General features: G+C 58.6%; 9 protein-coding genes. 4 read left to right on the top strand and 5 right to left on the bottom strand.

What is annotated here, in order from left to right; all coding sequences use genetic code 11:
- Positions 1-37 precede the first annotated feature (37 nt).
- The 5 genes from LAQ58_RS18630 to LAQ58_RS18610 form a co-directional block, all read right to left on the bottom strand.
- Positions 38-793 (bottom strand): sugar phosphate isomerase/epimerase family protein, encoded by a 756-nt coding sequence (locus tag LAQ58_RS18630; protein WP_224450367.1) that lies wholly within the window; start codon positions 791-793, stop codon positions 38-40.
- A 336-nt stretch (positions 794-1,129) separates the two neighbouring features.
- Positions 1,130-1,525 carry a hypothetical protein gene (locus LAQ58_RS18625; RefSeq protein WP_224450366.1) on the bottom strand — a complete coding sequence of 132 codons (396 nt, stop codon included), beginning with the start codon at positions 1,523-1,525 and terminating at the stop codon, positions 1,130-1,132.
- Positions 1,522-3,303, bottom strand: a complete 1,782-nt coding sequence (locus LAQ58_RS18620) for a zinc ribbon domain-containing protein (RefSeq protein WP_224450365.1) — start codon at positions 3,301-3,303, stop codon at positions 1,522-1,524. The genes LAQ58_RS18625 and LAQ58_RS18620 overlap by 4 nt, the downstream gene beginning before the upstream one ends.
- Positions 3,304-3,312: 9 nt before the next feature.
- Complete coding sequence (locus tag LAQ58_RS18615; protein ID WP_224450364.1) at positions 3,313-3,447, bottom strand: DUF2080 family transposase-associated protein; 135 nt, start codon at positions 3,445-3,447, stop codon at positions 3,313-3,315.
- Positions 3,448-4,217: 770 nt separating this feature from the next.
- Entirely contained in the window at positions 4,218-5,753 is a 1,536-nt protein-coding gene (locus LAQ58_RS18610) for a hypothetical protein (protein ID WP_224450363.1), read from the bottom strand.
- Between the two features lie 109 nt (positions 5,754-5,862).
- On the opposite strand from LAQ58_RS18610, the gene LAQ58_RS18605 reads away from it, so the two are divergent.
- From LAQ58_RS18605 to LAQ58_RS18590, 4 genes are all read left to right on the top strand, one after another.
- The gene (locus LAQ58_RS18605) at positions 5,863-8,118 is read left to right on the top strand and encodes an NADP-dependent malic enzyme (RefSeq protein ID WP_224450362.1); all 2,256 of its coding nucleotides are present in this window, start codon (positions 5,863-5,865) and stop codon (positions 8,116-8,118) included.
- A gap of 243 nt (positions 8,119-8,361) precedes the next feature.
- A complete protein-coding gene (locus tag LAQ58_RS18600) occupies positions 8,362-10,473 on the top strand; it encodes a pectate lyase (protein ID WP_425490738.1) in 2,112 nt (703 codons plus the stop codon).
- A gap of 142 nt (positions 10,474-10,615) precedes the next feature.
- Positions 10,616-12,169, top strand: coding sequence for a glycoside hydrolase family 28 protein (locus tag LAQ58_RS18595; RefSeq protein ID WP_224450360.1), 1,554 nt, complete (start codon positions 10,616-10,618; stop codon positions 12,167-12,169).
- Positions 12,170-12,723: 554 nt separating this feature from the next.
- Positions 12,724-13,773, top strand: coding sequence for a Gfo/Idh/MocA family protein (locus LAQ58_RS18590; RefSeq protein ID WP_224450359.1), 1,050 nt, complete (start codon positions 12,724-12,726; stop codon positions 13,771-13,773).
- The last annotated feature ends 12 nt before the right edge of the window (positions 13,774-13,785 follow it).

Genomic DNA, 13,785 nt, shown 5'->3' with positions numbered 1-13,785 from the left:
CGACGTACATGCCACTGAATCAAAAACGCACGCTCAACTAGAGATCAGTGATGAATCTAGCACCGGTTTCGAGGGACGTGAGCGGGTCGTCCGGTTCGTCGTGCTCGTAGACGAACCAATCGACACCCGCTGCTAGGGCTGCGTCGACACACGAAGCGAGATCGACGCCACCCTCCCCGACCTCGACAGACCGTTTCTCCGCTATATCGACGTCCTTGACGTGGAGAATTTCGAGCCGATCGCCTAGTAACTCGATTCGCTCGACCGGGTCATCGCCACCTGCGGCGACCCAACCGACGTCGAGTTCGACACCGACGGAGTCGTCGAGTTCTGCCATCAGCACGTCGAAGATCACCGTGTCGGTCCCCGAGAGGGGCTGAAACTCCCAGTGATGGTTGTGATAGAGAAAGTCGATGTCGTAATCTGCAGCTGTTTCGGCGAGTGACTCTAGTTTTCGGGCCGTTTCTGCAATGCGGTTGGCTGTCTCAAAGTACGTCTGATCGCCGACGGAAATCGCCAGGGCGCCACAGTCGACGGCCGCGTACATTTCGATGGTTCGTTCGAGTTCGGCAGGCTGTTCGTCCAAGCTGATGAACGGACCGAGATGTGCACCAGGAACCGTTAGACCACTCGATTCCAGTGTTCGCTTGACACTCTCCAAGTCGGCTTCCGGGAACCGATGGAGAAATTCGACGCCGTCGTATCCTGCGTCTGCACACAGCTCGAGTACGTCTGACAGCGTATGTGTCTTCTCGAAATCGCTGAGGGTAAACAGATTGATTGCCGTTTGCATCATAACGTGTACGCGCATGCGATAAATATACGTCCACCGGTCACCAGCGAGAGGTCCCCCGACGTCCAGACACCTGCCAGTCAGCAACGTCGGCAAAATCTTTGTTCTGCCTGTCTGAACAGGTGCCCAGATGAGCCGCACATCCGATTATTGATCGAACGTGAATAAAAACCACACCAATGTACCGTACGTTTCACAGACGATTACACCTCTATAGTTGTAATGGCAGAATCAGCCACACTGGATTGACTCAGATCTCGGTGATCATTCAAAGAAATTTTCGGACTACAGCGCAAGTACACAGATAGGAACTCTTTCCGCACGACCACCTACACCTCACGTCGAGGTGTCGTCCCCAGTAGTTTGCGTTTCTGGGCCTGCTTCGAGATTACCCTTCGAGTCCCAGATGCGCATCATTAAATCCGCAAAGACCGACGTCCGAAGCGGATACCCCTCGTCGTCGCTTTCGGTAATCGGTACGTCGGCGACCGTGGAAACGAACTCCTTGTCGTAGCTCATCTCCGCCAGCGTTTCACGCACGTCGAAGGTGAGCGTTCCCTCGTCGTCAGTGTCGAGCCAACTAACTGCCTGCTGCCGTTTCCCGTACACGATACTATACGTCTCGCCACCGACCAACTCACAGATGTCGTCCATCGCCCCGACTGTGAGCCACCCGTCATCGGTCTCGATGTAGAGGTCATCAGTTCGTACGTCAGTCTGATATCGCTTCATGTGGAGTCATTTCGATACGACCAACTTAACCGTTCATATTTTCGGTAGCAATTGGTAGTGACCCGGGTAAAACGGGTCACGCCAAGCATCGCTGGGCTTGATGCGGAAGGTTTGCTACTGTTGTTTTTCGTCTCTGTCGGGGTGACAGCGGGCGCTATCAAGCACGACCCGCCACCAGCAGTCATCCTCTGCTCGTTAGACTGTTCGATGTACGCTACTGGGGCGTCACCGAACGTGAGACGCGTGCCAGCGGAACGGCTAGCTGGCACGATTTTAAAGTCCCCCGTGTAGGAAGACGTGAAATCGTGGTCCAGCGTTGTCGTCTCGCTGAAGAACACGCGAGCTACGTTCACCGCACCAACGTAGTCACGGTCGGCTTGGAAGCCACATCGGGCGTTGTCACAGCGGAAGTGCCCGCCCCACCACACTTCGTGGAAGTGTTCGGGAGACTTCGTGGTATGCCCGGTAGAGCCACATCGAGGACAGGAGCGAGACGTATTGCCCGGATACACTCGCCTCACGTGCAGTCCGGCGATGTCCGCTCGATACTCGATTTTCGAGATAATCTCTCGACGCGCCCACGACGAGAGTTCCCACGAGAGTTGCCCCTCACCACGAGGCGGTGACAGGCTTCGCAGGTCTTCGTGGACGATTGCACCCACGTCGTACACGAGAGCGAGCGCAAGAACTTGGTTGGCTACATCGTGAACGAGTTGCTCGCGCTTGTGTCGAATCTTGTTGTTCACGCGCTCGTACTCCGCCTGCACTTGTCTGAATGAGTCCAAGTGGTCACGCCCTTCACGACGCAGATACGCGAGTTTCGAGTTGAGTTGGTTGCGTTCCCGTGCAAGATACTTCATCTTGTCTCGTTCCGTGTTCTGGATGAAATACGGGACAGAGAGTTGTTCTCCTTCCTCGTTCACGACGACGGCAGTAGCGTCTTTGCGGAGGCCACCATCAATCGCTAAGATGGTTGTAACGTCGTCTGGTTTCTCGTGGTGTTCGACTTCTACAGGGAGCGAGATTTCGTAGTAGTCGTCTCCCGTGTTTGTGGTTGTGGGTTGGAACGATGGGGCGGAGAGACTGCCGTGTTCGAGTAATTCGTGAAAGGCTTCATAGCCTTCCAAGTCGTGTTCTGTCCACGTCCAATCACCACGAGATTCCGGTTCGACTGTATCAGGCGTTTTGAGTTTAACCGTGAGTGTCTGCGTGTTTTCGTCGTACTCGTATTTCACAGCCTGTCCGCTCGTTGGGCCATCGTCTGCGGAGTACGGAAGCACGCCTTTCGAGTATGATGGGCAGTCCTGCATCTCGAAATACGACTCAGGATACCGTCCGTGACGGTCGTAGTACGAGTTGAGTTGCCCGATGAGGATGTCAACGTACCCGGATTTGATGTAGTCCTCAGCGTTCCAGAGTTGTTCTTTGATTTGCCGGGTGTGGATACGACGAATCTTGTGGTCGGGGAGGACCGATTTGGTTGATTTGAACGCTTCGAGTTTGTCTGCGTGACTGCGAAGCGTTTCTCCGACTTTCTGCATCACACAGCGTTTGTACCGACTTGGGAAGTACAAGTCAACGTCTGCGAACGCTTCGCCCTCGTCAAAGTATTTCCATGCTTGATACTGGTAATCGTCAATCCCCGTGAGGTGGTTGGGCGTCCAGTATCGCTCGATAAGCGTATTTGCTACGCGAGTCGTGAGTGTGTCGAGTCGGGCGTGGCGCTCTCGCTCCTCGAATGGTAGCCGAATCGGGAGGGAGAGGTGTGTGGACGCCATTCTTGCTGATTAGTCTTGGTCGAGTCTGATGATTGCGACTTCTTCGCCAAGCCATTCTTTCGGGACGAAGACGTGCGCTCCGGTCCCGGTTTTGGTGACTTCCTTCGTGATTGCTTCTTTGCCTTGATACGTGAACTCAGCCATTGCCACCATGTAGATTAGATATACATATAATGGTTTGGGTTTGGTTTGCTACCGAACACTACCAATCACGCCCATTATTCGTAGCAGTTACGCAACCCTACGGGGTTTAGCAGCGAGTCAGTAACTTATCGCTCTTTTCGTAGCTTCGTCTCGAGGCTCCCCCAACGCTCAGAACCCTCGACTATATCAGGGCGCTGCCAACGCAGAAAGTGTTCCCCTCTGACAAACATAACCGTGTTTAGCGAACGACAAGAAAACACGGGCACAACCGCCGTCTCTCCGTCTAGGCAGGCGATTTGAATCGACGAGGGATCGGTATCACGAGCACGGGATGACCGATTGAGCCACTGAATGACGATTTTTGTTCCCGTAACGGGAACCCCAAATGAGGAGATGAAGAGGGGTGAGATTCGACCGAGAGGCGCCCACTGGGCACGTGTACGACGGTTTCACTATTTTCCCCAGATGGCAGAGATTCGCCTAAAACAATCCCACCAAAACAGGGCTCACAGACTTGCTAGTGACCATTCGACGATATCGCCGTACGCGAACTCGTCACCACCGCTGCGCGTCTCCTCATTCCTCAGGCGGGAACAGAATCGCCTGAAGTCGTTACCAGGGGCTGTACAAACAACAGAAGGTAGTGGAACATAAGGACCGAGTGGGGGTGGCGAATCAACCGATGTCGGCAACCACATATCTGACACTTTTCTCAGCGATGAACGGAGTATCCGTTTTCGGATGCAGAATAGTGGAGTAGCGAAGAGATGTCAGATACCGCCCTTCGGGATGTGGGATTCTCCGACTGGACTCGGGAGGTTCTCACCGTCGTCACCGTGGACGGCAGCCGCGAGGTGAAGCAGAGCCAGCGGAACGGGGTCGTCGAGTCGAAGCCGTTCGTTGTCGTCGACGAACCCGCCGAACTGCTCCCGGTATCGGTTGTCTCGAAGCCTCTCGCCGACCTCGAGAGCAGCGTCGAGATACGCGCTCCGCTCGGTAGCGCGGTACAGTTCGAGCAACCCGTAGAGTACGGCGTAGTCCGGGCGGTCGGAACTCGATTCGGGGTGAAGGTCCACTTCGCCATCCACGGCATCGCCCACGTCGCCCAGACCGATACCGCGTCCGATATCTCGAATGGCTCGCCAGCAGATCACATCGCCCGTGAGCCGAACCGCCTGAGCATACGCCCAGAAGAACTCCGGTCCCGCTCTAATGGGTTCGACGATGCGGCCTTTCGGTCCAAAGTACCCTTCACGGCGACAGACGAAGCCTTCCAGACTGAACCCATCCGTGAGCATGGGTTCGAACTCGTTGGTACTGACTCGGTAGGCCACTGTGTACCACGCACGAAGTTCCTCGACTGCCCATCGCGTGAACTCGCTACCGCGGTCACCGAGCAACTCGCCGAGGGCCAGCTGCTGACGCTGGATCACGGGTCGTGGGCGAAAGAGCGTCCCCTCGTACACGAGGTGGTCGCCATGGATATAAGGGGCAAACTGGTACTGTGCGCGGTCGCCGCGGATCGCTGGTCCGTTACAGTAGCTGGCGTGTTGACTGAACTGGTATCCGCTGATTCCCGGGTCTTGACGCGTCTCCACGTACCGTCGAGCGAGGCGTTTGCTCCATCTGAGTGGGTCGTCGTCGTCGGTATACGCCGCCAACATGGCTGCGGCGTAGTAAAGATCGCTCCCCGTGTTGACGAACGTCAGTCCATCGCCCCAGAAAAAGACATCTCCCCCATCGTAGTCGTGCTGCCAGACATCGCCGACGACTTCGTCCCACTCCCCGTGACGATTGAAATCGAGCGTCGACCAGTCACAGACGTGCGCGTTCCAGAACGCCTCGACGAAGCGTCTCGTCCCCTCAGTATCGACGTTGAAGAGGAGTTCGTAGAACGGATACTCGAACTTCAGTTCGTGTTTTCCCTTATGGAAGACGAGTTCGTCGTCGTCGAGGTCGTACGCGGTGTGTCCGCCCCAGTACAACAAGCCGGACGTATCTGTGAGATTGGTCGTAACCCACGACGTGAGTCTCTCGGCTTTGTCACGAAACACCGTCTCACCGGTCATCGTCGTGAGCGCGACGAGCGTTCGAAGAAACTCCTGTTGCACGGAGAAATTCGAGAGTCGTCGCTCGTCGTCCACGTCACGCGCATCGTACGGAAGCGCTTCCCCCTCAGTCGGGTCTATCGCATCAGCAAACAGTGGTGTACGCTTGTGTCCGTATTGGTCCCTGCCATGTTCTAGTACGGTTTTCGCGTGAGTTCGCACTGAATCGATAAACTCGTCCACGCCCGACGTTGTCATGCGAATGTATGTCCTACCGACGGACTTGACTTTTCGGGTCGTTACGATTCGTCGTCGACAGTAGCGGAGTGCAGCCTATTTTTATATGTTGAGACCACAGAAATCGAGTATGTCTTTGGAAGAAGACGCTCGAACGTACCACCGGGACGCACCACCGGGCAAAATCGAGATATCGACGACGAAATCGACGAGTACGCAACGGGACCTGAGTTTGGCGTACTCGCCGGGCGTCGCCGCACCGTGTCTGGACATCGCAGACGACGCCGAACGCGCCTACGAATACACGGCGAAAGGGAACCTCGTTGGCGTCGTCTCGAACGGAAGCGCAGTCCTCGGACTGGGCGATATCGGCGGGCAGGCCTCGAAGCCCGTAATGGAAGGCAAGGGAGTCCTCTTCAAGCGGTTCGCAGACATCGACGTCTTCGACATCGAACTCGACGTCGACGACCCCGAGGAGTTCGTCCGCACCGTCAGCGCGATGGGACCAACCTTCGGCGGTATCAACTTAGAGGACATCAGCGCGCCCGAGTGCTTCGAGATTGAGAACCGACTCCGTGAGGAGATGTCCATTCCCGTCTTCCACGACGACCAGCACGGAACCGCAATCATCTCCGGAGCGGCCCTCCTCAACGCGCTCGACATCGTCGACAAGGACCTTGAATCGGTGCGCGTCGCGTTCGCCGGAGCGGGAGCCGCCGCGACGGCGACCGCTCGTTTCTACCGTTCGCTCGGCGTTCGACCAGAGAACATCGTCATGTGCGACATCGACGGTATCCTCACGACAGAGCGCGAGTCGAAGGGGGAACTCGACGAACACCACCACGAGTTCGTGCGCGACGTACCCGAGGGAGGTCTCGCCGACGCGATTGCGGGCGCAGACGTATTGGTCGGTCTCTCGGCTGGCGGCATCGTCTCACAGGAGATGGTTCGGTCGATGGCTGACAATCCGATCATCTTCGCGATGGCGAATCCGGACCCCGAGATCGGCTACGAAGAAGCCAAAGCGGCTCGCGACGACACAGTCATCATGGCGACGGGGCGCTCGGACTACCCGAACCAGGTGAACAACGTACTCGGCTTTCCGTTCATCTTCCGCGGTGCGCTCGACGTACGCGCGACCGAAATCAACGAGGAGATGAAAGTCGCCGCCGCGGAGGCGCTCGGCGAACTTGCGCGTGAGGACGTGCCCGACGCCGTCGTGAAAGCGTACGGCGACCAATCACTGCAGTTTGGCCCCGAGTATCTCATCCCGAAGCCGCTGGATACTCGCGTCCTCTTCGAGGTGTCGTCGGCCGTCGCGAAGGCGGCGATGGAAAGCGGAGTCGCCCGAGAGGCGGTCGAGTTAGACAGCTACCGAGAGTATCTCGAAGGACGCGTCGGCAAGTCGTTGGAGATGATGCGCGTCGTCCTCAACAAGGCACAGAACGAACCTAAACGCGTTGTCCTCGCGGAGGGCGACGACGAGAAGACGATTCGCGCGGCCGTGCGAATGGAGTCAGAAGGTATCGCGAAACCGTTGCTTGTCGGTGACAGAGAGCGGATCGAATCGGTCGTCATCGAGCGAGGTCTAGACTACGAGCCCCGTATCGTCGACCCCTCCGCAGATGTCCTCGAAGCGTACGCCGACCGACTCTACCGACGTCGGCGTCGGAAAGGCATCACGCGTCGTGAGGCAGCGGCGCTCGTCCGGACTGACCCGAACTACCTCGCGAGCGTGATGGTCGACGCCGGGGATGCGGACGCGATGCTCACTGGGCTCACCCACGACTACGGGTCGGCGCTTCGGCCGCCGTTGCAAGTCATCGGGACCGACGACGACGCCGACTACGTAGCCGGAGTCTACCTGCTTGCGTTTCCGGACCGAGTGGTGTTCTGCGCCGACGTGACCGTAAACCAGGACCCGAACGCCGACGTGTTAGCCGAGATCGCACTCCATACTGCCGACCTCGCGCGTCGGTTCAACGTCGAACCGCGAGTCGCGTTCCTCTCCTATTCGAACTTCGGCAGCGTCGACAACGACGGAACGCGCAAGCCGCGAGCGGCCGCTCGCACGCTGAGAGACGAGCACGCGGTCGACTTCCCCGTCGACGGCGAGATGCAGGCCGACACCGCCGTCGTCGAAGATATCCTCGACGGAACCTACGGGTTCTCCGAGTTGGACGAGCCGGCGAACGTGCTCATCTTCCCAAATTTAGAGGCGGGCAATATCGGCTACAAACTGCTCCAGCGCCTCGGCGGCGCGGAGGCCATCGGCCCGATGCTTGTCGGCATGGACAAACCCGTCCACGTGCTCCAGCGCGGCGACGAGGTCAAAGATATCGTCAATCTCGCGGGCGTCGCCGTCGTCGACGCACAGGAGCAGTGAACGGGGAAGGACGACTCCGCCTCACGATCGGGAGCTCCGAGAGACTCCCAGTCTCTCATCATTACGACTCGTCACGAGACCTCTCTCGTCTCGGACGACTCGAAAACTCGCCTCGTATTTCTCTAACGAACTCCTCCGTGAAGGTGCAGTTCTTCATGTATGAAACATAGATAAATTCATGTCACACGTATAGCCATAATGTTTTTTGCTTATTATAATTACCTTACTGTCGGTGTTCAAACAATGACGCCGAACAGAAGATCGTTCATGCGAGCAGTCGGTGCAGGAAGTATCGGAGCCGCGTTGTTGCCACTTACGAGCGGGACGGCTGTGGCGGCGACCATCATCACCATCCGAGGGGCGGGCGCAGACATCTGGAGTTCCGAGGACGCGTTCCACTACTACTACGAGGCGAGAAGCGGCGACTTCGACGTCGTTGTGCGGAACACGGCGCTCGAACGGACCGAGGCCAACGCGAAGACTGGCATCATGGTTCGAGAGACGCTCGAACCCGACGCGAAGAACGTCATGCTCCGTCGGACACCCAGCGGCGAAGCGTCGCTCCAGTGGCGACCGGCGGCCGGCATAGACACGCTGAGTACCACCTCCGGCGGCGAAGACGAGAGCGAAGTGAGCGGAGGGAGTCTTGAAGCCGACTGGCTCCGACTCACTCGTTCCGGAGACGTGATCGAAGCCTACGGCTCTACCGACGGAAGCGACTGGACCCGTATCGCTCAACTCACCGCCGACAATCTCGAACTCAGTTCGGACACGTACGTCGGACTTCCGGTCACGAGCCACGTCGAGGGGACACTTTGTACCGCGGAACTCCGCGATCTCTCGGGTCTCTCGCCCGACACCAACCGGGACATCGGAGACGTACAGGTCGCAGGGAGCGTCTCTGTCGAGGAGGGCGTGCCGTTCGTCTCGACGGAGCCACCGACGGACGTGGAGGCGACGTCAGCGACGGTCAACGGCGACCTTACCGACATGGGTGGCGCGGAGTCGGCCGAGTGTTACTTCGAGTACCGAAAGGTACCGACCGAGTCGTGGCAGACGGCGAGTTCCACGACGCTCTCGTCGACCGGGACGTACAGCGCGGAGCTCGACGACCTTACGAGGCGTCGCTACTACGAGGTGCGCGCGGTCGCGGAGATGAGCGACGGCGATTCGACGACCGGATCGGCGGTTACGTTCGGAACGCCGAGTCGCGCGAACGGTCAAAGCGGTGAGAACGGACCGGAGAGCGTCTCGCAGTTCGACCTCGGCGACGGGTTCGCCGACCCCGCGCCGTGGCTCGACGACGACACACCGGTGATCAAGATCACCGAGCCGACGACCCGACAGTTTGAGACCGCGCTCAACGTCGACGGTCCGCGTGTTGTGGTGTTCGAGACGAGCGGCGTCATCGACCTTCAGGAACAGCAGCTCACGGTAACCAACGACGAGCTCTACATCGCCGGTCAGACAGCTCCTTCACCCGGTATCACGCTCGTCCGCGGGAGCATTTGGTTGGACTCGAGCGACAACGTCATCCAACACATTCGGGTGCGACCGGGCGACGCCGGGAACGACAGCGGATGGGAACCAGACTGTATCTTCACGGAGGACGGAACCGAGAACAACGTCATCGACCACTGCACGGCGACGTGGGGTGTCGACGAGAACATCTCGGTTGGATACGACACCAGCGATACGACGGTGTCGAACTGTCTCATCGCAGAGGCGCTTCAGGACTCCTCGCACTCGAAGGGACCCCACGGCTACGGTTCGTTAATCGGGAACAACGCGAAGAACGTCACGCTCGCAGGAAACGTCTGGGCACACACCCTCGACCGCAACCCGCGGCTGAAGGAAGGTACGCGGACCGTCGTCGTCAACAACGTAGTCCACCACTACAAGGACGGCGTCTGGATGGACCCCGACACGCAGGCCAGCATCGAGGGCAACGTCTTCGAGTGGCCCATCAGCGAACAGCCGAACGTCTTCGGCGACGGCGGGGTGTACGTCGACGACAACGTCCTGAACTGGGAGGCGGACGTTCCGATGGTCGGCGACAGAATCACCGAACTCGATTCGCGACCGTTGTGGCCCGACGGATTGGAGACGCTCGCGGCCGACGACGTTCGGGAACACAACTTCCGGAACGTCGGTGCGCGACCCGCCGACCGAACAGCGCACGACGAGCGAATCATCGAAGCGGTCCGAAGCGGAAACGGGTCGTACATCGACAGCCAAGAGGAGGTCGGCGGCTACCCGGACCTCTCCGAAAACACGCATACACTGGACGTGCCCCAGAGCGGCACGCATGCGTGGCTGCGGCAGTGGTCTAGAGAAGTCGAAGAAGACGAGTAGTCGACCGACGGTAGCGTCGTCGAACAACCGGACTGAACGATGCGTCTACGCGGATAGCCGGAGTCGGGTCGAAGGGCAGCTCCCTCGCGTGCTGCGACGCATCGACGCAACGTTTATGGGTGCACTGCGAAACTAACGAGCGATGACAACGTCAGGCACGGCCCAGTACAACGTTCGTGAACTCGGTGCTGTCGGAGACGGCGACGAGCTCGACACCGAGGCGATCCAAGGTGCACTCGACGACTGCGCGGCGACCGGCGGTACCGTTCACATTCCGCCCGGAGAGTACCGGACAGAACCGCTGCAGGTCAGCAGCGACACGACGCTGCATCTCGAAGCCGGAGCGACACTCCAGTTCGAGAGAGATTACGACGCCTTCCCGATGGTTGAAAGTCGGTGGGAGGGGTGGGACCAGGTCGGCTTCCACCCGTGTCTCTGGATCGCCGACGCGGAGAACGTCGCTGTCACGGGCCGCGGAACGATCGACGGACAGGGCGATTACTGGTGGAACTTCTACGACATGCCGGAGTCGGAGTATCCCGAGGGACTTTGCGAGCGGCTCGACGAGTTCGACGAGCGAAACGGGAAGAGCGACGACGTGAGCAGTTTCACACTCCGGCCACCGCTGTTTCAAGTGTTGGAGTCAGAGAACGTCACTGTCTCCGGTGTCACCCTCCGAAACTCCCCGTTTTGGAACACCCACGTCGTCTACTCCAGGAACGTGACGCTACACGATGTGAACGTCGAGAACCCGGCCGACGCACCGAACGGCGACGGTATCGACATCGACTCGTCGCAGTTCGTCCGAATCAGCGACACGTACATCAACGCCGGCGACGACGCCATCTGCATCAAATCCGGAAAGAACGAGGAGGGCCGTGAGGTCGGCAGACCGGCAGCACAGATCACCGTTACCAACTGTACGGTCGAGGCGGGTCACGGCGGGGTCGTCATCGGAAGCGAGATGTCCGGAGACGTGCGGGATGTCGTCGTCAGTAATTGCACCTTCACGGACACCGACCGCGGCGTCCGTATCAAGACCCAGCGTGACCGCGGTGGTGTCGTCGAGGACCTGCGCTTCGACAACATCGCCATGCGACGTGTTGCCTGTCCGTTCGTCATCAACGGTTACTACTTCACCGACATCGACAGCGACCCGCTTCCGGTCGACGAGGGGACGCCGATGGTCAAAAACGTCCACTTTCACAACATCACGGCCCGGGAGGTGTCCTACGCAGGGTTCCTTGCTGGACTCCCTGAGCAACCCTTCGAGGGAATTTCGTTCTCCAACGTTCGTATCGACGCGACCCGGCCGCTCGACGCCACCGACCACAGACCGGCGATGGCCGACAACTACGAGGCCTCGCACACGTTCTTCGCAAAGTCACTCGCCGACGTGACGTTCACGAATGTAGAGATTCGCTCGCCGGAGAGCCCCGCGTTGGCACTCGAAGAGGTAGAACGGCTCTCGATAGACGGACTCCAGTTATCCGGAGAGGCACCGTCGCCAGCAGTGGCTGTGACTGATGTCGAAACGGTTCAGATACGCGGCTGCCGTGTCTCGTCCCCGGAACAGACGTTTCTGCGAGCGAGCGGTGCAGGAACCGAACAGGTCTCGCTCAGTGGAAATCATGGCCGTCTCGCGGAGCACGTCGATATCGACTCGTCGTGCGATGCTACCTTCGAAACATCGTAGACGAGACGCCGCTACTATCGTTCGGTGCTCGTTTCGGCGCGCGCTTCGTTTCTCACTCTGTCTTTAGTTTTCAACTTTCGAAACGATTTTTCGGACGTGGCCTTTCGTTCCCCTACGGCAAACGCCTCTTCCAAAACTACTCTCCTGATGTGTTCGGTCGTAACGTGTGATCGTATCCACGTTTCCTTCGAGACGCGCCACCGAGGGGCCCGAAATCCGCACATAGTGGGGAATAGAATCTGCGAAGAAAGTGCAGTGGGTTCCCCCTTCGAGAACGCCGTCTGGAAATGGTTTCTGAAACTGTTTCTGGCCGTAGTATACGTCGGGTAGCGCGATTGCTCACCCGTAATCTCGTACCGACGGTCGACTTGAAGAACGCCTTGCATTACAGCACTAATGCTGTAATCTTAAGCTACTTCGTACCACGGGTGAGTTCCCCTCTCGGGAACAGATTTGCCACAACAAACTGATATCGAACGGTCAGCACTTCGGGATTCGACAGAAAATAAACAAAAACAATTATGCTCTTTTCGCAGAACGAAGAACCACTCACAATGTTTAGAGAACCGGAATCTGACGGTCGACTCCGTGTCGGCCTCGTCGGCCTCGGTAGCTTAGGTATCCGTCTCGGGCGGGAGTTCGACTCGCTCTTCGAGACGGACCTCGTCGCCATTGCAGACGTAGACGAGGCGGGACTGACCGCGGCCGGTCGTGAGTTCGACATCCCGCAATCGTCACAGTACCGTGAATACGAGACGATGTTGGACGAACAGTCACTCGACGCGGTTGCTATCGCGACGCCGAACGGGTTGCACTACGACCAAGCGACCGCGGCGCTCAATCGCGACCTACACGTCCTCTGTGAGAAACCGCTGGCGACGACCGTCGAGGACGCCCACGCGTTGCTAGAGCGCGCCGAAGCTAGCGAGAAGGTCGTGATGCTGGGCTATCAGCGCCACCTCAATCCAGCGTTCATCGCTGGGCGAGAACGCTGGGCGCTCGGCAATCTCGACCCCACGTTCATCACCGGAGAGATCACGCACGATTGGCGCGAGTACTACGAGGAAATGACTGACTGGCGGATGGACCCGGAACTAAGCGGAGGCGGCCATCTGTTGAACGTCGGGACGCACATCATCGACGCCATCCTCTGGACGACGGGACTAACCCCTACGCACGTAACTGCAACAGTGGAGTTTCACGACGAAGACCAACTGTTCGACAAGCAGTCGTCGATTATCGTCGAGTTCGAAAACGGAGCGGTCGCCAACATCGCCGACACGGGCGTTGTTCCGCGTACACGGGAGCACATTCATATCTGGGACGACGAGGGCGCAGTCTACTTCGAGGGTCGTGAGTGGGACGAGCGGACGTCCTACACTATTGACACCGACGGGACCGAACACGTCCCCTACCCGAAAGGCAGAGGGAGCAAAGCCGGTGCGTTCGTCGAGTCCATCGTGAACGAGACGGAACCGCCGTCGACAGCGCGCGATGCGTTTTGGGCGACTGTCGTCACGATGGCCGCGTACGAATCGGGTCGGCGTAACGAGCGACTCGAACTCGTTGAACACTACCCGTTCCTCGCCAACGTCTCGCGCTGAGACCGCGGTCGC

The sequence above is a fragment of the Haloprofundus salilacus genome (assembly GCF_020150815.1).
GTDB lineage: Archaea > Halobacteriota > Halobacteria > Halobacteriales > Haloferacaceae > Haloprofundus > Haloprofundus salilacus.
Note: the sequence above shows the minus strand (reverse complement) of the source record. Positions and strands in the feature narration are given on the sequence as shown.

Coding starts and splice junctions, on each gene's coding strand:
- LAQ58_RS18630 (WP_224450367.1), bottom strand. CDS start 793: ATGCAAACGGCAATCAATCTGTTTACCCTCAGCGATTTCGAGAAGACA.
- LAQ58_RS18625 (WP_224450366.1), bottom strand. CDS start 1,525: ATGAAGCGATATCAGACTGACGTACGAACTGATGACCTCTACATCGAG.
- LAQ58_RS18620 (WP_224450365.1), bottom strand. CDS start 3,303: ATGGCGTCCACACACCTCTCCCTCCCGATTCGGCTACCATTCGAGGAG.
- LAQ58_RS18615 (WP_224450364.1), bottom strand. CDS start 3,447: ATGGCTGAGTTCACGTATCAAGGCAAAGAAGCAATCACGAAGGAAGTC.
- LAQ58_RS18610 (WP_224450363.1), bottom strand. CDS start 5,753: ATGACAACGTCGGGCGTGGACGAGTTTATCGATTCAGTGCGAACTCAC.
- LAQ58_RS18605 (WP_224450362.1), top strand. CDS start 5,863: ATGTCTTTGGAAGAAGACGCTCGAACGTACCACCGGGACGCACCACCG.
- LAQ58_RS18600 (WP_425490738.1), top strand. CDS start 8,362: ATGACGCCGAACAGAAGATCGTTCATGCGAGCAGTCGGTGCAGGAAGT.
- LAQ58_RS18595 (WP_224450360.1), top strand. CDS start 10,616: ATGACAACGTCAGGCACGGCCCAGTACAACGTTCGTGAACTCGGTGCT.
- LAQ58_RS18590 (WP_224450359.1), top strand. CDS start 12,724: ATGTTTAGAGAACCGGAATCTGACGGTCGACTCCGTGTCGGCCTCGTC.